This window comes from Paenibacillus sp. FSL A5-0031 (genome assembly GCF_001956295.1).
Lineage (GTDB): Bacteria > Bacillota > Bacilli > Paenibacillales > Paenibacillaceae > Pristimantibacillus.
In genome coordinates this window covers 13,814-36,576 of record NZ_MRTD01000027.1, presented here as the reverse complement: position 1 = coordinate 36,576, position 22,763 = coordinate 13,814, and the positions used below count along the sequence as shown (strand labels likewise).

The following is a 22,763-nucleotide window of genomic DNA, read 5'->3' as shown; positions in this document are numbered from 1 at the left end:
AAGAAAGGAGCTTTTGTATTATGTACCGTCGACTCAGTTCAATTCTATTTCCCATTATGACAGTGCTGTTTATCGGCGCTGCCTACTGGGGTTATCAAGAGCAACAAGAGAAAAACGCAGTTTTGATAAAGGCTGAAAACCAATATCAACGAGCGTTCCACGATTTGACTAACCATGTTGAGCAGCTGCATCAGCAATTAGGCAACACGCTAGCTGTTAACTCCACCTCACAAGCCTTTCATCGCAAAGGGCTTGTCAATGTCTGGCGTTTAACGAGCCAAGCGCAAAATGAGATCAACCAGCTTCCTGTATCGATGCTTCCTTTCAATGAAGCAGAAGACTTCCTGTCGCGCATTGCAAACTTTGCATACAAGACATCTGTTCGCGACTTGACGAAGCAGCCGCTTTCGCCTGATGAATTCAAGACGCTTAAGACGCTCTATACGAATTCACAGGAAATATCGAAGGATTTGTCAAAGATGCAGAAGGATGTGCTGAACAACCGTCTGCGCTGGATGGACGCTGAAATCGCAGCTGCCAAAAACGCAAGTGACCCCAACATTATTATTGACGGCTTTAGATCGGTAGACAAGAAGGTAAGTGAATATCCAGAAATCAATTGGGGCCCTTCCGTTAGCAGCATGTATCAGAAGCGTACGATTAAAATGCTTGGCGGAAACATGGTGACCGCTGAAGAAATTAAAAAAGAAGCGGCTAAGTTTACTGATGTTCCTAATGCTGACATCCGTGTTGTTGAAAATGCGAAGGGAACTGAATATGCTTCGTTCTCAGCAACGGTGAAAGAAGGCAAGGACAGTACGCTTCAAATGGATTTTACGGAAAAAGGCGGCCAGCTTCTCTACTTTTTGAATTCTCGTGATATTGGAGAAGCGAAAGTGACTTTTGAAGAGGCAAAAGCATCGGCTGATTCCTTCTTGAAGAAACACGGATTTAAAGATATGAAAGCTATTAGCTACGACAAGTATGAAAACACAGGCGCATTTACCTATGTAGGTACGCAGAACGGGGTTCTTATTTACCCTGATAAATTGACCTTGAAGGTTGCTCTTGATAAAGGGCAGACGGTAGGCTTGCAAGCAAATGATTATGTGTATCAACATCACACTCGCAAGATACCTAGTCCAACGATTACAAAAGCTGAGGCAAGGAAGACGCTAAATCCGGAGATGAAGGTGCAAACCGAGCAAATGGCGATCATCTTCAACGATTTAGGCAAAGAGGCTCTTTGCTATGAGTATACGGGTAATATGAACGGTTCGATTTATCGCGTATATATCAATGCAGAAACCGGCACGGAAGAATCGATTGAGGAAATGTCTCATGCAGATTCTAAGGCAGCTTCTGACAAATAACGATATGGCTCCCCTCAAATCGACGTGTTATAATGACATGTAAATGGGGGGAGTCAATTTGTTGCCAAAAGTGAACCAAATGCTTTACTATCAGATCGCATCGTCAGACGAAGAGGAAGCAGCGATTGAATACAAGTCCCGTATTGCCGATGAGCAAGAGGACGGCTTACTAATAGAAGTTCCAATCAGCGAAAAATCAGGAAGATACAAGCGCCTTTTTTTAGGAGATGAGCTTTCTGTTTATTTTGTATCAGAGGATGGCATAAAAAATTATTTCGATTCACATGTCCTTGGATTCAAAGAGGATGGCGTAGTTAAACTCATAAAAATTCGCAGGCCTGAACTGGATCGCATTACTAAAGTTCAAAGACGCAGCTTCTTGCGCGTATCAGCTGAACTTGAGATTGCAGTTAAAATGTCAAGCAACATCCGATTTGTATGTGAAACCGATGATGTTGGCGGTGGCGGAATCTCCTTTATTTGTGATGGGAAATGGCAGATCGCACCTGAACAAGTACTAGAGTGCTGGTTGCTAGTTCCATTTAAGAACGGGACCATTGAACATGCTTTTTTCCGAGGGGAAGTCGTACGTGTTGTCCAGCTTGAATCCGGAAGGAAGCAGGCTATGATTAAATATGTGAGCATTAATGATTCAGAGCGGCAAAAGGTTATCAGGTACTGCTTTGAGAAGCAGCTGGAATATCGCAATCGCTGAATAACATTCGTTAATTATGGAAAACTACCCAGAAAGAGGGAGGGGTTATTCATATGACACGAAATCTGTTACATAAAAAAACAAACCGCAAAAAAATGATTAAGCTAACGGATGAAGTAAGCAGCGTATTGAAGAAAATCATCATTACGCTCGTTATTTTACTCGTATGCTCACAAGCAGCATTGCAAAATGATACGGTTAGATATTGGCTGACGGGTGTGGATCAGTGGGAAGGAACCCATATGAACTGACGCTCAGCTTTTGCATCTGCGTATATAGTGTGGTATAATTTTCACGTTCGCAGGCAAAGCCTGCTTTTTTCTTGAGAGGTTTGCGTCGCATTCTTACATGCATTCGGCCAGCCGTCTCTACTAAAAGGGGGTTGACCTTAGGTGGTGCATCACGAAGGTGACAGCGACCGTATGAACATTGCAATTGACGGGCCGGCAGGCGCGGGCAAGAGCACGGTTGCACGGAAAGTCGCCGAGCAGCTTGGCTATGTGTATATCGATACGGGCTCTATGTATCGCGCAGTAACACTAAGCGCCCAGCGAGCAGAAGTAAAGGTGGACCAGACAGCCAAACTTGCTGAACTAGTAAAAGCATTAGAGATTGAGCTAGAACCTGGTGAACATGGCCAGTCGGTATTTGTGAATGGTGAAAATGTAACCGCATTGATTCGCTCGCGCGAAGTGACGCTTCAGGTGTCTCATATTGCTGCGAATGAAACGGTACGAGAAGTTCTTGGCGACTTGCAGCGCAAGCTTGCAGAGCGTAAAGGCGTCGTTATGGATGGCCGTGATATTGGTTCACATGTGCTGCCAAATGCGGAACTGAAAATTTTTCTGACTGCATCCGTTAAGGAACGGGCACTTCGCCGTTACCGTGAAATAGTGGATACCCAAACCATTACGCTTGCCCAATTGGAAGCGGAGATCGCTGAACGTGATCGTTTGGACGAGCAACGTGACATCTCGCCGCTCATTTGTGCGGAGGATGCTATTGTACTCGACAGCACCGCCATGACAATTGATGAAGTAATTCATGCAATTGTGAAATTAAGCCGAACCAAATTGGCGGAGGCGAAGTAAACTATGTCATATCTTATTTTCAGGTTTCTCCTGCGTGTTATTTACACGGTGTTATTTCGATTAGAAGCTAGAGGCACGGAAAATATTCCAGCCGACGGACCAGTTGTCCTCGCTTCGAATCATTTGAGTAACTTTGATCCGCCTACGGTTGGAGTCAAGGTGAAACGCAAGGTTTATTTTATGGCGAAAGAGGAATTGTTTAAAGTTCCCGTATTTGGGCCTCTTATTCGTTCGTTTGGCGCGTTTCCAGTCAAACGCGGCGGTGTGAGCAAGGACGCTATCAAGTCTGCGATCACGTTGCTGAAAGACGGCAATGTTATGGGTATTTTCCCGGAGGGCTCTCGCAACAATCAATCTGGAGCAGCCAAGAAGGGTGCAGCCATGATTGCTGTTCGCAGCGGCGCAGCAGTCGTTCCTGTTGCCATTGTCGGTAAATATAGACCATTCAGCAAAATAATCGTTTGTTACGGCAAGCCTATTGATCTTACTGCAATTATTGAAGAATCATCGCCTGATATGCTTGAGCAAGTAACAGATGCCATTATGGCTCGCATTCGCGAGTTAGCTGCAAACAATCGTTAATTTATGTTTTAAATGCTGCTTTCGCTCTAGGCGCTTGCGGATTTAAATAAAGTTGGGGTTAGAACTGAGGAGGTTATTTCAATGTCAGAAGAAACTAATGTGCAAGAATCCGTGGCGGAAGAAGTAAGCCAAGACGCTTTGGATAATTTCGTGTCTTTGAAAAAAGGCGATTCCGTTAAAGGTACGATCGTCAAAATCGAAGATAACCAAGCTTATGTAAGCCTTGGATATAAATATGACGGTGTTATTCCGGTTCGTGAGCTTTCTGCAGTGCAGATTGAAAACGCAGCGGATGCTGTTCAAATCGGTCAAGAGGTTGAGCTTAAAGTTGTAAGCATCGACGACGAGAAAGAAAAGCTTGTCCTTTCAAAACGTCAAGTTGACGGCGAAAAAGCATGGGATGTTCTTGAAAAACGTTTTGAAAGCGGCGAAGTATTTGAAGTTGCTGTTGCTGACGTTGTAAAAGGCGGCCTTGTTGCTGACGTAGGCGTTCGCGGATTTATTCCGGCATCGATGGTTGAGCGTCATTTCGTTGAAGATTTCGCAGGTTACAAAGGTCGCACGCTTCGCGTTAAGATCAAAGAAATCGATCGTGAGAACAACAAAGTGATCTTGTCTCAAAAAGAAGTACTTGACGCTGAGTTCGAATCCAGCAAAAAGCAAGTTATTGCTGCGCTTGAAGTAGGTCAAGAACTTGATGGTACGGTTCAACGTCTTACACCATTCGGCGCTTTTGTTGATATCGGTGGCATTGACGGTCTAGTTCACGTATCCGAGTTGTCATGGCAGCATGTTGCACATCCGAAGGATGTAGTTTCTGAAGGTCAAGCGGTACGCGTTAAAGTACTTAAAGTTGATCCAGCTGCTGGAAAAATCAGCCTTAGCTTGAAAGCTGCTCAACCAGGTCCTTGGGATTCTGCAGGTGGTCAATTTGCAATTGGCGATATCGTAACGGGTACTGTTCGCCGCCTAGTTCCATTCGGCGCTTTCGTTGAAATCGCTCCAGGCGTTGAAGGTCTTGTTCACATCTCGCAAATCGCACACCGTCACATTGCTACACCTAACGAAGTTCTTCAAGAAGGCCAAGAAGTTCAAGCGAAAGTTCTTGACTTTAACCCTGCTGAAAAACGCGTTAGCCTAAGCATCAAAGAAACAGAAGAAGCGCCTGAGCAACCAGCTCCTAGCGCTAGACCTGATCGTGCACCACGTTCACCAAAAATCGAGAAAATCGATAACCCGAATGTAAGCTTGAGCAATGAGAGCATGAGCTACTCACTTGCAGAGCGTTTCGGCGACAAGCTTAAAAACCTTAAATAATATTTTTTTATATCAATCAAAAACGCCTTCAGCGTCCTCTGGATGCTGAGGCAGCTTTGACGGAGAAATGTAAGATAAGTAGAAGCAAATGATATACTTTCTTATATTTACAAAAAGGAGCTATTTCTGCGAAAACTCGCAGGAATAGCTCCTTTTTTTTGGTGCATAATAGGGGGTACAAGAGGTGAGATAACGTTGAATCCCGGATATATGTCGATTTGGATTATGATTATTATGTTTATCCTTATTACGACAGGCTGGAAGCCGTTTATAGCTCCCGATATTAGCCGTCGTATGCTGTCGCTTCTTAGCATTGCGTTAATCGCACTGATGGGTGTTTCGTTTTGGTGGAAGCCGTTACAAGGCCATATTCAGGTCGAGCTCCATATGAGTGTTTGTCTTCTATTGCTGTTAGGCATACTCGCATTTAAGAAAGCCGAGGATTGGAGTTATCTAGGTTACTTAATATTGTGCACAATAATGATTGCTGTCATATGGGGGTTCATCCGCAAAATGTATAGCTTTGATCCCGTTTTTCATTGGATTGATCCGAGCTGGGATGCTCCTTTGCTCTGTGGAATTTTTTGCGGCGCGTTTACCTCGCATGTAAAACATCAATTTGGGATGATCGTCTGGGGAGCGGTACTTGGCGAAACGTTAAACACTGCCCTTCAATTTGGAGCACACACCGCTCATATTGGCAATTTAGCTTGGTGGGACAGTTTTTGGATTGCGCTGGCTGCAGCTATGACATGCAGTTTGCTGTTGAAATCGGTTCGATTAGTGTTTTCCAAGCTCAGCGTAATACTTTGGCATATAAAGGGAGGACGTCCATCCTAATGCAGCATTTTCTTGTTGAAAACAAATATTTGGTCGGTGTTCTCCTTGGGATTGCCTTTGGGCTTATCTCACGCTTGCTCATGCTAAGAACGGATTATCGCCAGTATCCAACTTATCCTCATGGACGAATCATCCATATATCATTAGGTGTAATTGCAGCGGCATTAGGAGCTGTTGCTGTGCCGGCGCTGTTTAACAAAGATTACACTGCAATTACTTTCCTTACATTAGCTGCTCAGCAATTTAGAGATGTGCGAAAAATGGAACGCGAAACGTTGACGAAAATCGACAGTATGGAGCTGGTAGGACGCGGTTCGACATATATTGAAGGAATCGCCATGGTTTTTGAAGGGCGAAATTACTTAGTTATTATGACGGCATTGCTTACAAGTCTATTTGGGATATTAGTAAATATATGGGTAGGGATGATAGCGGGAGTTATCTCGCTATTAGTCGTTGAGAAGCTGAAATCAGGCAAAGCTGTCTCCCATATTGCTGAGGTGCAAGCCGCGAAGGTTCGAGTGGATGGACCGGATTTGTTTGTCGATAACGTTTATATTATGAACGTAGGTTTGAAGAGCAACCAAGAAATCATTGCAGCGCGTGGCATGGGGTTTATTTTGACTCCCTTCAACTCAAATGGCAAGGTTACTTTAAGCAATCTTGGTCAACGGCAAGCTATTCTTTACGATTTGGCTACGATTTTAGGGGTATATCGCGATGATGGAGAACCTGCTTTAATACCAATGGCGAAGCTGGATATGAAGGATGGGCGATTGGCTGTATTTATATTGCCACAGGAGTTGGATGCAGATAAAGGGAAAGCAGTTATCATGCGAGTGCCGATTTTGGAATCTGCTGTTCGCATGCCGACAGAAGCATCTGTGAACAAGAAAGGGGCAGAGGAAAATGGCTGAAATCTTAGCTGTGGTATCCATTCATGCAGATGCGGTTAGTGGCGGAGCTCCGATTTTTATTGCAGAAAATGTAGATAAATTGGAAGAAACCTCGTTTCTGCTCGAGAAGATTTTGGATGCGAGTGCGCATGATTTAAAGAACGGTACAATCATACTGGTCAATCACCGATAATATGAAAAGTTAGCCAAGAACGCACTTTTTTGCTATGATGGATAGCGTGAGTATTTTTGAAGGAGTGGAAAACAAACATGGCAAGACCCGTTATCGCTATTGTCGGTCGTCCGAATGTGGGGAAATCCACGATTTTTAATCGGGTCATCGGCGACCGTCTAGCAATTGTTGAGGATAAACCGGGCGTCACTCGTGACAGGCTTTATGGCACCGGAGAATGGAATGGAAAACCGTTCAGCATTATTGATACTGGCGGTATTGAAATCGATGGCGAAGATGAAATTATGAAATCTGTGCGTATGCAGGCTGAACTCGCAATTGAAGAAGCAGATGTAATTATCTTTATGGCGGATGCGAAAACAGGCTTGACGCATGCGGATGATGAAGTTGCTCAAATGCTATTCCGTTCGGGCAAGCCCGTTGTGCTTGCAGTTAATAAAGTTGATAATCATGGCCGCATGGATGAAGTTTATGAGTTTTATGGACTTGGCTTTGGTGAACCAATCGCAATTTCCGGCTCGCATGGGCTAGGTATCGGTGATTTGCTTGATGCTGCTGTCGCTTTGCTTCCGGATCTAACCGATGATGGCTACGATGAGGATGTCATCCGTGTTGCATTAATCGGCCGTCCTAACGTTGGGAAATCATCTCTAGTGAATGCACTGCTTGGCGAAGACCGCGTAATTGTAAGCAATGTAGCGGGTACGACTCGTGACGCCATTGATACGCCTTTCGAGCGTGATGGGCAGCGTTATGTGCTCATTGATACAGCCGGCATGCGTAAACGAGGCAAAGTGTATGAGTCCACAGAGAAGTACAGCGTAATGCGTGCGATGAAAGCGATTGAACGCGCGGATGTTGTTCTAGTGCTGATTAACGGTGAAGAAGGCATCATCGAGCAGGACAAGCATATTGCTGGTTATGCTCATGAAGCAGGAAAAGCATCGATATTTGTTGTGAACAAGTGGGATGTAATCGAAAAAGATGAGAAGACGATGCAAAACTTCTCGCAAAATATTCGTGATCATTTCTTGTTCATGTCTTATGCACCGATCGTTTATTTATCAGCATTAACCAAAACACGTTTGCATAAGCTGTTGCCTGTTGTGAAGCATGTTTCTGAACAGCATGCCATGCGCATTCAGACTCATCTTCTTAATGACGTTGTTTCGGATGCAGTAGCGATTAATCCGCCGCCATCCGACAAAGGTAAACGTCTGCGCATTAACTATGTTACACAAGTAGCGATCAAACCACCGACGATTGTTGTTTTTGTCAACGATCCGGAAATTATGCATTTCTCGTATGAGCGCTATTTGGAAAATAAAATTCGTGCTGCATTTAATTTTGAAGGGACTCCTATACGCATATTCTCGCGTCGTAAGTCCGAAGAAGATTAGGGGAGAAGTAGCTTGTTATACGGAGTAATCGCGGTTGCTTTAAGCTATTTGTTAGGCTCAATTTCATTTAGCATTGTTATTGCCAAATGGGTGAAAGGTATCGATATACGTCAGCACGGCAGCGGAAACGCTGGTGCTACGAATACACTCAGGGTGCTCGGCAAAGGGCCGGGCTTACTGGTGTTTTTACTCGATATCGGCAAAGGGGTTGCAGCTGTATTTATTGGCCGCGCTCTAAGTGAAAACGACTGGATTCCAGTTTTGTGCGGATTAGCCGCAATCATAGGCCATAACTGGCCGATTTGGTTCCGCTTTAAAGGAGGCAAAGGCATTGCTACGACTGTAGGTGTCATTGCGACCCTTGCTTTCGTGCCTGCACTTTGTGCAGGAGCCATTGCCATTGCGACAATTGCTTTGACCAGATACGTATCGCTTGGCTCATTATTGTTTGCTGCTTTAACGCCATTATTTATTACTTTGTTCTATTATTCGGTTCCTTTACTTTGTGCAAGTCTTCTGATATGTATTTTTGCATTCGTACGCCATCGGTCGAATATTGTAAAGCTGTTTCAAGGAACGGAAAACAAGTTAGGTGCAAAGAAAGGGTAGTGAGCGTCGCATGACAAAGCTGGATTCATCAACAATGAAAAATGCGGCAGTGCTGGTTGCTGGAAGTTGGGGCACTGCTCTTGCTTCTGTACTCGCGAGAAATGGCTATCATGTAAAGCTATGGACGCGCAGTGCGGAGCAAGCGGAGAACATTAACCTCAGCCATGAGAATAGCAAGTTTTTGCCTGGTGTACAGCTTCCTGAGCTAATCCATGCAACTACGGACTTAAAGGATGCACTGCAGGATGCTGAGCTCGCTTTGTTCGTTGCGCCTTCTGGTGCAATGCGCGAGGTAGCTAAGCAAGCGGCACCGTTTCTATCGGATAAGACACTTGTTGTTCATGCAACAAAGGGCTTTGAGACAGATACTCTGAAGCGGATGACAACTGTACTTTCGGAAGAGCTTGGCAGGCCGATGGAGCAGCTTGTTGTTTTATCAGGACCAAGCCATGCTGAAGAGGTTATTTTGAAGCAGCCTACTACAGTAGTTGTTGCTTCAACTGATTTGAAAGCAGCTGAGCAAGCCCAGGATGCGCTCATGAATACGCATTTCCGAGTGTATACAAATCCGGATGTCGTAGGTGTGGAAGTGGCTGGAGCCATCAAAAACATTATTGCATTAGGTGCAGGCTTGACGGATGGGCTGCAGTTTGGCGACAATGCCAAGGCAGCTTTATTAACCCGTGGCCTAGCGGAGATCAGCAGGCTTGGAACGGCAATGGGGGCGAATCCGCTCACTTTTGCAGGATTAGCTGGCGTCGGCGATCTTGTCGTTACTTGCACGAGCAAGCACAGTCGAAATTGGCGTGCTGGCTACATGCTTGCAGATGGCACGCCTCTAGATGAGGTGCTCACTCGGATGGGCATGGTCGTAGAAGGTGTTCGTACGACGCGTGCGGCTTACAGTTTAGCCAAAGAGTACGATGTGGAGATGCCGATTACGTTTCAGTTATATGAGGTATTGTTCGCGAACAAAGCGCCTAGGACTGCTGTTGAGCATTTGATGGGCAGGCTGCGGACGCATGAGATCGAAGAGTTAGGCTAAGGACCAGCGCCTACACCAATCTTCTTGCCTTCTCATATGATGCATGGAGCAATACACATGCGCATGCTGGAGGTGTAGAGTATGGCGAGGGATTTCTCCAAGGACATTCTTAATTCGATCAATAAAAAGACGGGCAAAGGAATTTCCGAGAGCTCAGTCAAGAAGCTTGCCAGCGGAGTTACAGCACAGACGATGACTGACGAAGCTGAGCTTCGCAAGCTGATTAAGCAAGTGTCGGAAGTGGCTAAGGTCAAGGTTACGGAATCTACGATTAATGATATCGTAAGAGCTGTCAAAGCCAGCGGCATGAGCGCCAGCAATATGGAAGCAATCATGAAAATGATGATAAAAAAATAAAAAATTGCGGCAAAAGCGTGGAACGCCCCGAATATTTTATTCGGCAAAGTGTTCTGTCAGCTTTTGTCCTTTTTTTTGTGCGATGTTATAATGGGTGAGAATTCATTATGATATAGATTAGGAGAATGGAATTTCTATGGATGCTATGACAAAAATGTGGGTTTCGCTATTCGGCATTGGGATGATGGCGATTGCGGCCCTTTTAATTACGTTTGCTCGTTTGAAAACGAAAGGCGCAGTGAAATTTATTCTTTCGTTAATTGCATTTATTGTTCTAATCATTGGCTTTGTATGCGGACTTATATCCATTATTTAGAACTTATTACATAGGGGACGGTCGTTCACTAACAAAAGGGAGATTTTGACATACAATGATTGAATTAAAGGGTAGAACCAAAACAGCTGTTGTAAAAGCAGAAGAAGGCTTGTCGCTACTTGATCATGCACTTAAGCATGAGATTGATTGGAGCTTCTCTTGCGCGAGAGGAACCTGTGCCCGGTGCCGCTGCTTGGTTACAGAAGGCATGGAGCATCTTGAAGGCATTACGGACGAGGAGTGGGACCGTCTTGAGCCGGAGGAGTTTGAAGAAGGCTACCGGCTCGGCTGCCAGGCCATCGTCAAAAGTGCTGATGCGAAAATCGCTGCAGCCAACAAGCCTTATTTTTAATGCATAAGCTACTGATGAAGGAAGTGCCGGCGATGTCAGAAAATGAACGCATTCATAAAGCGCTGGCTGCCGTTAAAAAAGCGACAGAATCAAGTCAGGCGCAGTGGATTATTGGCGGAAGCGCCAGTCTAATGCTTCGAGGACTTGAACTTTCAAACAATCCGCGTGATTTGGACATTTATTGTGATGAAGAGAATGTAGAAGAAATTTATGATGCTCTCGAGCCTTTTGCCCAGGATCAACCAACATTAAGCGTGACAGATATGTATCGATCAACGCTTAGCCATTTTATTATACAAGGAATACAGGTAGAGCTAGTCGGCGGGTTCGAGGTGAGTGCTAAAGGCTGTAAGTATGAGACGATGGTTAATAAATTACTAATGCCTTTCTCAGAGCAAGTGCAGTTAAACGATGCTAATTATTCAGTAGCGATCGTTCCGCTTGCGCATGAGCTGTGGTTTAATTTTTTGCGAGATCGGATGGATCGCGTTGATCTAATCGTTCAAGCGATTGCAAAAGCGCCTGCTCAGCATGAGGGTGCATTCCTTGCGATTGAAACTAACAATGCATTCACCGCTGAGGCAAGGCGTACTCTCCATCAGCTATTGTCGTATGGAAAGGCGGGTGGCTTGTCATGGACGGAGTAGTTACTTTTTGGCCATTGGGCAAGAGCATTAAGGTGAAGCCGGGCACAACGCTGTTAGACGCTGCCAGGCGTGCGAATATACCGATTCGCACACGTTGCGGGGGAAAAGCTGCTTGCTTCATGTGCAAGGTCACTGTGAGGCCGGGAAGCCAGCTGCAGCCGATTGGTGAGGTGGAGAGAAACAAGCTGTCTGGATTAGACGGAAATCATGAACGTTTGTCATGCCAAGCTAGAGTAGCTGGGAAAGTGGATGTGGAAATTCCACTAGATCCGCTGCGAGCGGCAGTTGCAAGGCAGCTTGCAAGGCAAGCAGAGGAAAACGATGATTTATGGTAGGCCTGAATGACGAAGTAGGTTTGCTTCACAAACCTAAGCATATCCTTACGAAGTAGGTTTGCTTCACAAACCTAAGCATATCCTTACGAAGTAGGTTTGCTGCGCAAACCTTTAGGAGGTTACAAAAAAATGAACGAATTATTTATGGGAAGGCTGCCCCGTTACATACGCCAGTTCGCAGCATTCTCTGCTTTAATTGTTTTGCTATTTGCTTTATCGGGGTGTATGTATCCAAAAAGTCAAATGAAGCAAAACCAAGTAGCTCCGAAAGAAGCTGTTCGTAATGTTCAGGCAGCGATTGATCAATATCAGTCCGAAACGGGCATGCTGCCCATGAAAAACAGTACCGCTAACACGCCGAAGTATGAGAAATTTTATATTGATTTTGGAGTGCTAAATCGGACAGGCTATATGTCGGATATACCTTCTTCTGCTTTTGAGAAGGGCGGCAATTACAGCTACCTTATTATTGATGAAGAGAGTAAGCCTAGAGTGAAGCTGCTTGATATTTTGGCATTTCAAAAAATTAATGATATTCAGAGCTGGGTAACTTCTTATATCCAAACAAACAGTGTCCTTCCAAAGGGCGAGCAAACATATCCAGGGTTTTATCAAATCGATTACAAAGCAATGAGCAAAACAGCCCCAACGATTCGAAGCGTGTTCTCAGGGCAAACGATTCAAGCAATCGTGGATGAGAATGGGGTAGTATTTTCCGATTACGGGATAGATATCATGCAATACATACAAAAGAGTGGAAAAAATGATTTTGAGGCAGATCTTGATTTGCGTACATTGCTCGTCGATGGATCAGACTTTGTCCCTGTCAAAGCTCCGGTCTATCACTTTGTAAATAATGAGCCGCAGGCTGTAAAACCTTAAATCCATGTTCATTCCTCAATAAGCTAGTTCCAAACCTCTCCTTGACTATCGTCTCGGAGAGGTTTTTTTGGCTATTTGGGTCATAGATTTGCTTTTTTTCTCATATAACTCAATCTTGGAAGGGAAGCCCCGCAGAGGCACAAAAAAAGATTTCATTGAAGGAATCGTCATAATCGGAAAGCTTGCACATAAGATGTTACTAGTCCAAAAAGCATGTACGAGTTGCGTCGCTGGCCTGCCCTATTGACCGGTGGATGGCGGCGAACCGGAAAAATCAATTGGGAGGGGATATTCAGTGGAGAAAGTAGATATTTTCAAGGACATAGCCGAAAGAACCGGCGGGGATATTTACCTCGGGGTTGTCGGGGCTGTCCGGACGGGCAAATCAACGTTTATTAAACGGTTTATGGAGACGGTTGTACTTCCGAACATTGCGAACGAATCAGACCGTGCGAGAGCCGTGGACGAACTTCCTCAAAGCGCCGCAGGTAAGACGATTATGACAACAGAGCCTAAATTTGTTCCGAATCAAGCGGTGCAGCTCAGGGTTACCGATGGACTTGAGGTAAACATGAGACTCGTCGATTGTGTTGGATATGCGGTTGAAGGCGCGAAGGGCTATGAGGATGAAAATGGTCCACGTATGATTACAACTCCTTGGTTCGATGAGCCGATCCCATTCCAGGAAGCGGCTGAGATCGGGACGCGTAAAGTAATCCAAGAGCATTCTACACTCGGTGTTGTTGTTACGACGGACGGCTCTATCGCAGAAATTCCGCGCAGCTCCTATGTTGTAGCAGAAGAGCGTGTTATAAACGAGCTGAAAGAAGTCGGCAAGCCATTTGTCCTCATTATCAACTCCACTCGTCCTAAGGGTGAAGAGGCGCTTCAATTGCGAAACGAGCTGCAAGCTAAATATGACATTCCAGTAATGACGCTTAGCGTAGCTACGATGGGTGAGGAAGAAGTCATCTCGGTATTGCGGGAAGTACTCTATGAATTCCCTGTCCATGAGGTAAATGTTAATTTACCAAGCTGGGTCATGGTGCTTAATGATCGGCACTGGCTGCGCAGCAACTATGAGAGCTCCGTTCGCGATACGGTTAAAGATATTCGCCGGCTGCGCGATGTGGACCGAGTAGTCACCCAGTTCATGGAATATGACTTCATCGCCAAAGCTGGACTAAGCGGCATGAATATGGGGCAGGGCGTAGCAGAAATCGACTTGTACGCGCCAGATGAGCTGTATGACCGTATTTTGATGGAAGTAGTCGGCGTTGAGATTCGCGGCAAAGACCACTTGCTACAGTTGATGCAGGAGTTCTCTCATGCCAAGAGGGAATATGACCGTTTTGCCGAAGCGCTGGAAATGGTCAAGACAACTGGATACGGCATTGCAGCACCGACACTTGCGGAAATGGCACTTGACGAGCCGGAGTTAATCCGCCAAGGTTCACGCTTTGGGGTTCGACTGAAGGCAACAGCACCATCCATCCATATGATCCGCGTCGACGTGGAATCGGAATTTGCTCCGATTATCGGCACGGAGAAGCAAAGCGAAGAGCTGGTAAGATACTTAATGCAAGACTTTGAGAATGATCCAATCAAGATTTGGGAGTCTGATATATTCGGTCGTTCCCTGCATTCGATTGTGAGAGAAGGCATTCAAGGCAAAATTGCAATGATGCCGGATAATGCCCGCTACAAGCTGCAGGAAACGCTCGGACGTATTATCAACGAGGGCTCCGGCGGATTGATTGCTATCATTCTGTAGTTGATCGATACTAGAATACGAATAAGCCGCTGCCGTAAAGGGAGCGGTTTTATTTGTTTTGCAGGAAATGCTGGTTGGCACTTGAAATTGGCAAACGGCTGTATTACTATAGGTTTGTTCGGTTAAAAGGTATATTTTTGAAGTTTTCCGTTAATAAGAGGGATAAGATGAGAGTTTATATGCTTACACCAAAAAAAAGTACATAATGCACTTTGGAGGAGGTGAAACAATGAACAAAACAGATTTGATTACAAAAGTAGCTGAATTGACTGATCTTTCGAAGAAAGATGCAACGAAAGCAGTTGACGCTGTTTTTGATGCGATATCCGATGCGCTGCAAAGCGGGGATAAAGTCCAATTGGTTGGGTTTGGTAATTTCGAAGTTCGCGAGCGCCAAGCACGTAAAGGCCGCAATCCGCAAACGGGAGATCCTATTGAGATCGCAGCAAGCAAAACGCCTGCATTCAAACCAGGAAAATCACTCAAGGACCTCGTATCCAATTAAGCATACTCCAGCTTAACTGCATTGACGCCGATGTTTGGCGGCAAGCATCCATATGCCACGGAATATAAGCATGATTTTGCTGCTTATAATTCGGCCTAATTTCGCTCGAACGGGATACCGTTCGGGCGTTATTTGTTTATTTGCATGATAGAATGGATTGCACAAACGTTACACATCCACTATAATTCACATGGATAGTATGGAATTACGGATGCGGAGGGATAACGATGGAGCCTACACATGGCGAGTACATTGTCGTAAAGGCAAAAGATCAAGGCGTTCAAGTCATCGGATTAACACGCGGGCTTGACACAAAATTTCATCATACGGAAAAGTTGGATAAAAACGAAATATTAATTTGCCAATTTACCGATCATACTTCAGCTATAAAAATTCGAGGTAAAGCGGTTGTGATGACGAAATACGGTACGATGGAAACCGATCAGTAACAACGAATGTGCAAAGCAGGCTATGCCTGCTTTTTTTTGCCTGCCTGCAGTCCGAATAATCATCCTGCACCGCTCGTACAATGAGAGATGGGACTTTATATTCATGCGGATCGAATGAATTTAAAGGTTAAGGTGATAAGTTAATTTTCGGAGGTGCAGAGTGAACATCGGAAAACCACTTCTAACAGCTTGTGTGACTGCGTTAGCAGCTACATTATTATTTACTTGGCTTCCTCATGCAGGATGGCAGCATTCGGCAAATCGCGGCGACGTGGCTGTTTTTCGCACGACGCCGGTCGTACGGCTCTCCAACAACAATATAGTAGATGTGCTCATTGCAACTCAGCTTCATGAGCGGTTGAATAAGGCGGAATGGAATAACGGCGTTTTATCGATCGATATGCGGGTAAGCACCATTGAAGGCCGGCCGGCAATTTGGTTCTCGGATGTTGAGAAGCTTATTCGTGTCTCATTCATACAGCTAGAGAATGTGAAACGTATTCTGATTCGAATCATTGAGGAGCAAGCGGAAGGCGATGCTTTGCTAGCTGCTGTTGATGTGCGGAAAACCGACGATTGGCTTATTTCGGAGCTGGACCATCTTGCGCAAGCGGATCCTGTGCATGATGAGCTGTGGAGAAAGAGGCTAAGAGTTAGCTTTACTTCGGCCTGGGAAAAACGTTTTGGACCAGTATCGGGATTTACTGTAAAGCCTTCCTCCATTTCGCAGCAATAAAGGTGATGTATATTGCAATTTGTTGAACAAGCAGGCTCAATCATATGTTCTTTAGAATAAGTTGTGCTATAATAGTTTAGATTATTGAGCGGCGATTTGCGCTTCTCTGTTCGGAGGCTTCCCCAATGAGAACATACCGTATACCTGAAATAGCTCAAAAATATGTGAAATATGACATGATCGAGGAGCATACGTCTCTTCCTGACTTAGCGAATGCAAGGCTTCGCTTGCTATACGCCTTCCTGAGCCAGCAAGCGTCGCTACAGACCCACAGTGAGCTCTACACGCTCGTCGTATCTCTCGTTCAGCTAGGAATGGATACGCATGATTTAATCGACACACACCAAGAGCAGCGCTCTGAGCCGGAGATGCGTTCAAGGCAGCTTAAGGTGCTGGCAGGGGACTACTTTAGCGCAACTTTTTATCAATTGCTCTCGCAAGCCGGCGAAATTGAGATGGTTTCCAAAATCAGCAGCGCGGTTAGCGAGGTCAACAGACTAAAGGTTAATCTTTACGTTCGAATGAGGCAGCTTAAAATGACCTCAGAAGAATATTTAGGTCTTGCGGTTCAGCTTAAGAGCACGTTGTTTCAGATTTTCACTGATGTGCTGGAGGGCGAGCTTTCTCGCATCTGGCCAGGGATTCTGGATAGCATTAGCCGGTGCGAGGTTATAGTTGATGAAATCAAGCGCAGTGAGAATCCAGCCACGTTCGATAAAAGCTGGTCCTATTGGCATATCATGCAAGCGGGGTCAGAAGATGAGCGCATGCAGCTCTCTCAGCGTATTTTTGAACCTGCATTTATTAACAGTTTGGTGGAAAAATATAAGGTGCGCAGCCAGCTTATAACGAAGCTGAATGTATCAGCAGATTTAGTGAAGGTTTTGGCTGGCAAGCTGGAATCGGACAAGTTGCTCGGAGAATTGACGACTATCGTCGATAATCTATTGACCGAAAAAACCGATTACACGCCTGCACTCAATTAGACGAGGTGACTTGCAAGGGTGGATACGAACTCCAAGAGCCATGTGCATGGCGTATTTGAGAGGATTGCTCCAAAATACGATTTGATGAATGATCTGATCAGCTTTAGAAGACATAAGGCATGGCGGAAGTTTACGATGAAAAAAATGAGCGTTGCAAAAGGACAAACAGCACTTGACCTTTGCTGCGGCACTTGTGATTGGACGGTTGCTCTTGCAGAAGCGAGCGGTAATGGACAAATCGTAGGACTTGATTTTAGCCAAAACATGCTAGATGTGGGTGCTGTCAAAGTAAACAAAATGGGCTTGAATAAGCAAATTACATTAGTCCAAGGAAATGCAATGAGCTTGCCGTTCGAGGATAATTCCTTTGACTATGTTACGATTGGATTTGGTCTGCGCAATGTTCCTGATTATTTACAGGTACTGAAGGAGATGCACCGCGTTGTTAAACCAGGCGGTTTAGTTGTATGTTTAGAGGTATCCAAACCAACTTGGCAGCCATTTAAATCGATGTACAACCTTTATTTCGAACGTATATTGCCAGTTATGGGTAAAGTGGTAGCCAAAAGCTTCAGTGAATACAAATGGCTGCCCGAATCACTGAAAATGTTTCCCGGTCGACAGCAGCTCGCTGAGCTGTTTGAAGAAGCGGGTCTTCATCAGGTGAAGGCATATCCTCTGACCGGTGGAGTAGCTGCGCTGCATATGGGGACAAAGGAGAAGAAATAGCAATGATTCGCAAATTACGTATTATTTTGGAAATGATTAAGTTTGAACATACTGTGTTTGCTTTGCCTTTTGCTTTTATGGGAGCGATTCTAGGTGCAGTAATGATGGAGCAGCGCCTTCCTTCATGGGGGGAGATCGGCTGGGTAACGCTTGCGATGTTTGGTGCTCGAAGCGCTGCTATGAGCTTGAATCGACTGATTGATAAGGCTATCGATTTACGCAACCCGCGTACTGAAAAAAGAGCACTTCCGGCTGGCTTGCTTAAATCAGCAGAAGTTATGTTATTTATCATTGTTTCCTTCGTTTTGTTGTTTGTAGCAACTGCGAACTTAGCGCCAATCGCAATGAAACTTATGCCAATCGCAGTAGCTTTGCTTGTTCTTTATTCTTATACAAAACGCTTTACATGGTTATGCCATGTTGTGCTGGGATTAACAATTGGACTTTCGCCGCTTGGCGGCTGGGTTGCCATAACAGGTCAATTTGATCTAGCTGCTTGGATATTATATATTACCGTTTCTTTATGGATTGCTGGGTTTGATATTATTTATGCAACGCAGGATTTTGAGTATGACCGCAATGCTGGCTTGCATTCGATTCCAGCTCGATTCGGTATTAAAGGGGCTATCTGGATTGCTCGGTCCTTTCATGTCGTTACGGCAATCGGCTTTATAGCTTTGTTTTGGCTGACAGACCTTAGCTGGATGTACTTGCTTGGTACTTTGATATCGATTTCGCTTCTGTTCTATCAACATTGGATGGTACGGCCACATGATTTGTCGCGCGTCCAAACTGCTTTTTTTGGAATGAACGGTACATTAAGCGTCGTGCTCTTTCTGTTTGTTATCGTTGATTTATTGGTTATTCACCAATGGTAGACGGCCGCAACGAAACCAACTGGACGAATCGATGGGTAGTAGGCATTACAGGAGCAAGCGGTTCAATTTATGGAATAAGGCTTATTGAAGTTCTCCTTCAGATGAAATACGAGGTTCATCTCGTCATAACAGAAGCTGGTTGGAGAGTACTAAAAGAAGAACTAGGCTTTGAGACGACTCGTCGTTCAGCAGCTCTTGAACAACGTTTTGGCGATGCTATCGCGGAAGCTAGACTCGTTTTTCATCCCAATGCGGATATTGGCGCAAGCATTGCAAGCGGCTCTTACCGGGTTCAAGGAATGGTTATTGTGCCGTGCTCGATGGGGACGCTTGCGTCGATATCGCACGGCATTTCCGATAATTTGATGACTAGAGCCGCCGATGTTATGTTGAAGGAAAACAGGAAGCTGCTTATTATCCCAAGAGAAACGCCGCTTCATGCGATTCACCTTGAAAACATGCTGACGCTGGCTCGTCTTGGCGTTAGGATCATACCGGCTATGCCGGCTTTTTATTACAAACCGCAAACGATGGATGAAATGATTGACTTTTTAGTTGGTAAAGTACTTGATAATATGACAATCGAACATGATTTGTACAGAAGATGGGGAGATGAACAGAATGGGCATGAATCGCCCGATCACCATCGGAAGAATTGATTACGCGAATGCATGGCCTCTTTTCCATCAGCTCGAGGAGCGAATGGATGGGGATAGCTTTGAGGTCATTAAACGTGTACCTTCTGAATTAAATAGGCTTCTGCAAGCTGGTGAATTGGATATTTCGGCTATATCATCATTTGCCTACGGATTAAATGCGGAAGATTATGTGCTGCTGCCAGAATTGTCCGTAGGTTCGGTAGGGAAGGTCAACTCGATCTTTTTATTTCTGAAAGAGCCGATCAGCCGTAAACGTCCTGAGCGAATTTCAGTAACGACAACATCAGCAACTTCAGTTAATCTGTTGAAAATTTTGATGACATTGCACTTTGAATGCAACCCAGAGTATGTCACTGCAGCTCCAAATCTGGAAAGTATGCTGGAGACTGCCGATGCTGCACTCATCATTGGCGATCCCGCCATTCATGCTTCTTGGCAAAACCACGGCCTTCATGTCATTGATTTAGGACAATTATGGAATGAGTGGACGGGACTTGGCATGACTTACGCTGTTGTTGCTGTACGTAAAGAAGCAGCTCTTGCAGACCCAGAAGCCGTTCGTGCTGTATATAAAGCGTTAAATGCGAGCAAACAGTATAATAAGAGCCATCTTGGTCCACTAATTGAACAGGCCTGTATGCAGCTTGGAGGAGAATCAACTTACTGGGAGATGTACTTTCATTCGCTTCAATATGATTTTGGGAGCAAGCTGCAAGAAGGACTTAAATTATATTTCAATTATTCTAAGCAGCTAGGGTTGCTAGCGAATGACGTGGAGCTTACTTTTTTTGAAGACCAATCTGCCCAATAGGTGAAAGAATGAAACTACTAGATTTGTATGCAAAGATGAAAGGCGACCTAAATCAGATCGAGCAGGAGCTTGAGCGCAGCATTTCGGATGATCATGTGCTGCTTGGCGAAGCTTCTTTGCACTTGCTTAGAGCTGGGGGTAAACGGATTAGACCGGTGTTTGTCCTGCTGGCTGGCAAGTTTGGCGATTATCAGCTTGAAGTAATGAAGCGCGTCGCCGTCCCTCTCGAGCTTATTCATATGGCTTCACTTGTACATGATGACGTTATTGACGACGCGGAAACACGTCGTGGACAGCTCACTGTAAAGTCCAAGTGGGACAATCGAATAGCGATGTATACGGGCGACTTCATTCATGGCAAAGCATTGTCAATCGCTGCTCAGCTTCCAAATCCGCAGATACATCAAATTTTGTCGCATGCCCTTGTTCAAATGTGTATCGGAGAAATGGAACAAATTCGTGATTTCTTCAACACAGAACAATCGGTACGGCATTATTTGCTTCGGATTAGACGCAAAACAGCTTTATTAATTGCTATTAGCTGTCAGCTTGGCGCTGTTGCCGCGGGAACGGACCGAAAAACAGCAAATAGCTTATATCGCTATGGTTATAATGTGGGTATGGCATTCCAGATCCGTGATGATTTGCTTGATCTATATGGAACAGAGAAACAGATCGGCAAACCTTCAGGCTCAGATATGCGTCAAGGAAATATTACGTTGCCGGTTCTACTTGCGTTGCAGGACCCCAAAACCCGCGACCCTTTGTTAAAGGAAATTGCTTTGATCAGGGAGCAAGGCGGGAAACGAGATGCTGGACGAGCCATCGAAATGATACGCAAGAGCGATGGCGGTGATCAAGCAGACCAGCTTGCAAACCGTTATATTAAAAAAGCTCTCAAAGCATTAGAGGGATTGCCGAACGTCACAGCGAAGAAGAACTTGAGTGATATTGCGATTTTGTTTGGTAAACGTAATTATTAATCGTGCAAAATAGAAAGGAATGGTTGGGGATGGAAAGAACTTTTCTGATGATTAAACCTGATGGCGTTCAGCGCGGATTAATTGGCGAAATCGTTTCGAGATTTGAAAAAAAGGGATTGCAGCTTGCAGCAGCCAAGTTTATGGTTTTGAGCCATGAGCTTGCTGAGCGCCACTATGAGGAGCATAAAGGCAAAGTTTTTTATGAGCCATTGCTTGAATTCATAACGTCAGGTCCTGTATTTGCGATGGTATGGCAAGGTGACAATGTCATTGCATTGACGCGTGCCCTTATTGGCAAAACGGATGCACTAGATGCTCATCCCGGCACTATTCGTTCTGATTTTGCTGTACATACGAATTTCAATCTTATTCATGGCTCGGATTCGGCAGCTAATGCCGAAAAAGAGATCGGCATTTATTTCACGCCAGCGGAGCTGGTGCAATACGAGCATACAATTCAACGGTGGATTTAATATTTCGCCCACAAGCGATGGAGGAGCCTATGCTTGAAGATCGTGATTTTGCACAGTTTATTGCTCGAATAAAGCAAAAGACCGACATTGATTTGTCGCAGTACAAAGAAGCTCAAATGAAACGCAGGCTGACTACATTACGAATGAAGCACGGCTATCAAACGTTCGATGAGTATTGGAAGGCGATTGAGCAAAATCGGACGATGCTAAATGAGTTTTTGGACCGTATGACAATTAATGTTTCTGAGTTTTGGAGAAATCCTTCCCGCTGGGAAGTTTTGCAAAAGCGCTTTTTTCCCGAGATGCTTGCTGCTTCTAATCGTCTAAAGGTTTGGAGTGCGGCATGCTCAACAGGCGAGGAGCCTTACACGCTCGCTATGATTTTATCGGAGCTCGGTGCCTTGCAGCGATCCTCGCTTCTTGCAACTGATCTCGATTCAAATGTGCTGCAAAAGGCAATGGAAGGCAGTTATTTAGAGCGATCGCTGCGCGATGTTCCGCAGGTTTGCCGGCAAAAATATTTTAAGCAGGCAGAGGGAGCGTATTTGATTTCAGACTCCCTGAAGCAATTTATTCAATTCAAGCAGCAAAATTTGCTGCATGATACGTTTGATGGATCATTTGATTTAATTGTTTGCCGAAACGTAATGATTTATTTTACAGAAGAAGCAAAGCACTTATTGTATCATAAATTTTCTAATGCACTTAAACCGGGTGGACTGCTGTTTGTAGGCAGTACGGAACAAATTTTTTCCCCTGCTCAATACGGATTTGAGACCGCTGATACATTCTTTTATCGCCGGGTATAAGCGGCATGTATACCGTTTTCC

The 22,763-nt window shown here is 44.9% G+C and carries 30 protein-coding genes; all 30 read left to right on the top strand.

All coding sequences use genetic code 11. From position 1 onward, the window contains the following. The first annotated feature begins 20 nt into the window (after positions 1–20). Complete coding sequence (gene ypeB, locus BK120_RS31025; protein WP_076271364.1) at positions 21–1,373, top strand: germination protein YpeB; 1,353 nt, start codon at positions 21–23, stop codon at positions 1,371–1,373. A gap of 58 nt (positions 1,374–1,431) precedes the next feature. Beyond that, entirely contained in the window at positions 1,432–2,088 is a 657-nt protein-coding gene (locus BK120_RS31020) for a flagellar brake protein (RefSeq protein WP_076271363.1), read from the top strand. A 53-nt stretch (positions 2,089–2,141) separates the two neighbouring features. Further along, on the top strand, positions 2,142–2,339 hold the full coding sequence (locus BK120_RS31015) for a hypothetical protein (RefSeq protein ID WP_076271362.1): 198 nt from the start codon (positions 2,142–2,144) through the stop codon (positions 2,337–2,339). Positions 2,340–2,510: 171 nt separating this feature from the next. Further along, positions 2,511–3,179, top strand: coding sequence for a (d)CMP kinase (gene cmk, locus BK120_RS31010; RefSeq protein WP_076271405.1), 669 nt, complete (start codon positions 2,511–2,513; stop codon positions 3,177–3,179). Positions 3,180–3,182: 3 nt separating this feature from the next. Next, complete coding sequence (locus tag BK120_RS31005; protein ID WP_076271361.1) at positions 3,183–3,761, top strand: lysophospholipid acyltransferase family protein; 579 nt, start codon at positions 3,183–3,185, stop codon at positions 3,759–3,761. 81 nt (positions 3,762–3,842) lie between these two features. Further along, the gene (gene rpsA, locus BK120_RS31000; protein ID WP_076271360.1) at positions 3,843–5,078 is read left to right on the top strand and encodes a 30S ribosomal protein S1; all 1,236 of its coding nucleotides are present in this window, start codon (positions 3,843–3,845) and stop codon (positions 5,076–5,078) included. Positions 5,079–5,273: 195 nt separating this feature from the next. Further along, complete coding sequence (locus BK120_RS30995; RefSeq protein WP_144376899.1) at positions 5,274–5,918, top strand: YphA family membrane protein; 645 nt, start codon at positions 5,274–5,276, stop codon at positions 5,916–5,918. Next, on the top strand, positions 5,918–6,835 hold the full coding sequence (locus tag BK120_RS30990; RefSeq protein WP_076271358.1) for a YIEGIA family protein: 918 nt from the start codon (positions 5,918–5,920) through the stop codon (positions 6,833–6,835). The genes BK120_RS30995 and BK120_RS30990 overlap by 1 nt, the downstream gene beginning before the upstream one ends. Beyond that, complete coding sequence (locus BK120_RS30985; protein WP_076271357.1) at positions 6,828–7,007, top strand: capping complex subunit for YIEGIA; 180 nt, start codon at positions 6,828–6,830, stop codon at positions 7,005–7,007. The genes BK120_RS30990 and BK120_RS30985 overlap by 8 nt, the downstream gene beginning before the upstream one ends. Before the next feature lie 77 nt (positions 7,008–7,084). Then, positions 7,085–8,407 carry a ribosome biogenesis GTPase Der gene (gene der / locus BK120_RS30980; RefSeq protein WP_076271356.1) on the top strand — a complete coding sequence of 441 codons (1,323 nt, stop codon included), beginning with the start codon at positions 7,085–7,087 and terminating at the stop codon, positions 8,405–8,407. A gap of 12 nt (positions 8,408–8,419) precedes the next feature. Then, a complete protein-coding gene (gene plsY, locus BK120_RS30975; protein ID WP_076271355.1) occupies positions 8,420–9,016 on the top strand; it encodes a glycerol-3-phosphate 1-O-acyltransferase PlsY in 597 nt (198 codons plus the stop codon). Positions 9,017–9,026: 10 nt separating this feature from the next. After that, complete coding sequence (locus tag BK120_RS30970) at positions 9,027–10,061, top strand: NAD(P)H-dependent glycerol-3-phosphate dehydrogenase (RefSeq protein ID WP_305953922.1); 1,035 nt, start codon at positions 9,027–9,029, stop codon at positions 10,059–10,061. An 81-nt stretch (positions 10,062–10,142) separates the two neighbouring features. Beyond that, a complete protein-coding gene (locus BK120_RS30965) occupies positions 10,143–10,418 on the top strand; it encodes a stage VI sporulation protein F (RefSeq protein ID WP_076271354.1) in 276 nt (91 codons plus the stop codon). A gap of 136 nt (positions 10,419–10,554) precedes the next feature. Beyond that, complete coding sequence (locus tag BK120_RS30960; protein ID WP_076271353.1) at positions 10,555–10,734, top strand: DUF2768 family protein; 180 nt, start codon at positions 10,555–10,557, stop codon at positions 10,732–10,734. Between the two features lie 55 nt (positions 10,735–10,789). Further along, positions 10,790–11,086, top strand: a complete 297-nt coding sequence (locus BK120_RS30955; RefSeq protein ID WP_076271352.1) for a 2Fe-2S iron-sulfur cluster-binding protein — start codon at positions 10,790–10,792, stop codon at positions 11,084–11,086. A gap of 32 nt (positions 11,087–11,118) precedes the next feature. Next, on the top strand, positions 11,119–11,733 hold the full coding sequence (locus BK120_RS30950) for a nucleotidyltransferase domain-containing protein (protein ID WP_076271351.1): 615 nt from the start codon (positions 11,119–11,121) through the stop codon (positions 11,731–11,733). Next, positions 11,721–12,068, top strand: a complete 348-nt coding sequence (locus BK120_RS30945) for a 2Fe-2S iron-sulfur cluster-binding protein (RefSeq protein WP_076271350.1) — start codon at positions 11,721–11,723, stop codon at positions 12,066–12,068. The genes BK120_RS30950 and BK120_RS30945 overlap by 13 nt, the downstream gene beginning before the upstream one ends. A 129-nt stretch (positions 12,069–12,197) precedes the next feature. Continuing rightward, on the top strand, positions 12,198–12,950 hold the full coding sequence (locus BK120_RS30940) for a hypothetical protein (RefSeq protein ID WP_083682663.1): 753 nt from the start codon (positions 12,198–12,200) through the stop codon (positions 12,948–12,950). Positions 12,951–13,245: 295 nt separating this feature from the next. Next, positions 13,246–14,724, top strand: coding sequence for a stage IV sporulation protein A (spoIVA, locus tag BK120_RS30930; RefSeq protein WP_076271348.1), 1,479 nt, complete (start codon positions 13,246–13,248; stop codon positions 14,722–14,724). Between the two features lie 202 nt (positions 14,725–14,926). Further along, positions 14,927–15,229: an HU family DNA-binding protein gene (locus BK120_RS30925; protein WP_441883526.1), complete on the top strand. Its 303-nt coding sequence runs from the start codon at positions 14,927–14,929 to the stop codon at positions 15,227–15,229. 227 nt (positions 15,230–15,456) lie between these two features. Further along, complete coding sequence (gene mtrB / locus BK120_RS30920) at positions 15,457–15,678, top strand: trp RNA-binding attenuation protein MtrB (protein WP_054024369.1); 222 nt, start codon at positions 15,457–15,459, stop codon at positions 15,676–15,678. A gap of 160 nt (positions 15,679–15,838) precedes the next feature. Next, a complete protein-coding gene (locus BK120_RS30915; protein WP_076271347.1) occupies positions 15,839–16,414 on the top strand; it encodes a hypothetical protein in 576 nt (191 codons plus the stop codon). Positions 16,415–16,539: 125 nt separating this feature from the next. After that, positions 16,540–17,400, top strand: a complete 861-nt coding sequence (locus BK120_RS30910) for a heptaprenyl diphosphate synthase component 1 (protein ID WP_076271346.1) — start codon at positions 16,540–16,542, stop codon at positions 17,398–17,400. 18 nt (positions 17,401–17,418) lie between these two features. Continuing rightward, positions 17,419–18,129, top strand: a complete 711-nt coding sequence (locus tag BK120_RS30905) for a demethylmenaquinone methyltransferase (protein WP_076271345.1) — start codon at positions 17,419–17,421, stop codon at positions 18,127–18,129. 2 nt (positions 18,130–18,131) lie between these two features. Next, positions 18,132–19,007: a UbiA-like polyprenyltransferase gene (locus BK120_RS30900; RefSeq protein ID WP_076271344.1), complete on the top strand. Its 876-nt coding sequence runs from the start codon at positions 18,132–18,134 to the stop codon at positions 19,005–19,007. Further along, on the top strand, positions 19,001–19,666 hold the full coding sequence (locus BK120_RS30895) for a UbiX family flavin prenyltransferase (RefSeq protein WP_076271343.1): 666 nt from the start codon (positions 19,001–19,003) through the stop codon (positions 19,664–19,666). The genes BK120_RS30900 and BK120_RS30895 overlap by 7 nt, the downstream gene beginning before the upstream one ends. Then, positions 19,629–20,477, top strand: coding sequence for a menaquinone biosynthetic enzyme MqnA/MqnD family protein (locus BK120_RS30890; RefSeq protein WP_083682661.1), 849 nt, complete (start codon positions 19,629–19,631; stop codon positions 20,475–20,477). The genes BK120_RS30895 and BK120_RS30890 overlap by 38 nt, the downstream gene beginning before the upstream one ends. 8 nt (positions 20,478–20,485) lie before the next feature. Continuing rightward, on the top strand, positions 20,486–21,460 hold the full coding sequence (locus BK120_RS30885; protein ID WP_076271342.1) for a polyprenyl synthetase family protein: 975 nt from the start codon (positions 20,486–20,488) through the stop codon (positions 21,458–21,460). A 29-nt stretch (positions 21,461–21,489) separates the two neighbouring features. Further along, positions 21,490–21,933 (top strand): nucleoside-diphosphate kinase, encoded by a 444-nt coding sequence (gene ndk, locus BK120_RS30880; protein ID WP_076271341.1) that lies wholly within the window; start codon positions 21,490–21,492, stop codon positions 21,931–21,933. A gap of 29 nt (positions 21,934–21,962) precedes the next feature. Further along, the gene (locus tag BK120_RS30875; protein WP_076271340.1) at positions 21,963–22,742 is read left to right on the top strand and encodes a CheR family methyltransferase; all 780 of its coding nucleotides are present in this window, start codon (positions 21,963–21,965) and stop codon (positions 22,740–22,742) included. The last annotated feature ends 21 nt before the right edge of the window (positions 22,743–22,763 follow it).

Coding starts and splice junctions, on each gene's coding strand:
- ypeB (WP_076271364.1), top strand. CDS start 21: ATGTACCGTCGACTCAGTTCAATTCTATTTCCCATTATGACAGTGCTG.
- BK120_RS31015 (WP_076271362.1), top strand. CDS start 2,142: ATGACACGAAATCTGTTACATAAAAAAACAAACCGCAAAAAAATGATT.
- cmk (WP_076271405.1), top strand. CDS start 2,511: ATGAACATTGCAATTGACGGGCCGGCAGGCGCGGGCAAGAGCACGGTT.
- BK120_RS31005 (WP_076271361.1), top strand. CDS start 3,183: ATGTCATATCTTATTTTCAGGTTTCTCCTGCGTGTTATTTACACGGTG.
- rpsA (WP_076271360.1), top strand. CDS start 3,843: ATGTCAGAAGAAACTAATGTGCAAGAATCCGTGGCGGAAGAAGTAAGC.
- BK120_RS30990 (WP_076271358.1), top strand. CDS start 5,918: ATGCAGCATTTTCTTGTTGAAAACAAATATTTGGTCGGTGTTCTCCTT.
- BK120_RS30985 (WP_076271357.1), top strand. CDS start 6,828: ATGGCTGAAATCTTAGCTGTGGTATCCATTCATGCAGATGCGGTTAGT.
- der (WP_076271356.1), top strand. CDS start 7,085: ATGGCAAGACCCGTTATCGCTATTGTCGGTCGTCCGAATGTGGGGAAA.
- BK120_RS30970 (WP_305953922.1), top strand. CDS start 9,027: ATGACAAAGCTGGATTCATCAACAATGAAAAATGCGGCAGTGCTGGTT.
- BK120_RS30965 (WP_076271354.1), top strand. CDS start 10,143: ATGGCGAGGGATTTCTCCAAGGACATTCTTAATTCGATCAATAAAAAG.
- BK120_RS30960 (WP_076271353.1), top strand. CDS start 10,555: ATGGATGCTATGACAAAAATGTGGGTTTCGCTATTCGGCATTGGGATG.
- BK120_RS30955 (WP_076271352.1), top strand. CDS start 10,790: ATGATTGAATTAAAGGGTAGAACCAAAACAGCTGTTGTAAAAGCAGAA.
- BK120_RS30950 (WP_076271351.1), top strand. CDS start 11,119: ATGTCAGAAAATGAACGCATTCATAAAGCGCTGGCTGCCGTTAAAAAA.
- BK120_RS30945 (WP_076271350.1), top strand. CDS start 11,721: ATGGACGGAGTAGTTACTTTTTGGCCATTGGGCAAGAGCATTAAGGTG.
- BK120_RS30940 (WP_083682663.1), top strand. CDS start 12,198: ATGAACGAATTATTTATGGGAAGGCTGCCCCGTTACATACGCCAGTTC.
- mtrB (WP_054024369.1), top strand. CDS start 15,457: ATGGAGCCTACACATGGCGAGTACATTGTCGTAAAGGCAAAAGATCAA.
- BK120_RS30910 (WP_076271346.1), top strand. CDS start 16,540: ATGAGAACATACCGTATACCTGAAATAGCTCAAAAATATGTGAAATAT.
- BK120_RS30900 (WP_076271344.1), top strand. CDS start 18,132: ATGATTCGCAAATTACGTATTATTTTGGAAATGATTAAGTTTGAACAT.
- BK120_RS30895 (WP_076271343.1), top strand. CDS start 19,001: ATGGTAGACGGCCGCAACGAAACCAACTGGACGAATCGATGGGTAGTA.
- BK120_RS30890 (WP_083682661.1), top strand. CDS start 19,629: ATGGGCATGAATCGCCCGATCACCATCGGAAGAATTGATTACGCGAAT.
- BK120_RS30885 (WP_076271342.1), top strand. CDS start 20,486: ATGAAACTACTAGATTTGTATGCAAAGATGAAAGGCGACCTAAATCAG.
- ndk (WP_076271341.1), top strand. CDS start 21,490: ATGGAAAGAACTTTTCTGATGATTAAACCTGATGGCGTTCAGCGCGGA.
- BK120_RS30875 (WP_076271340.1), top strand. CDS start 21,963: ATGCTTGAAGATCGTGATTTTGCACAGTTTATTGCTCGAATAAAGCAA.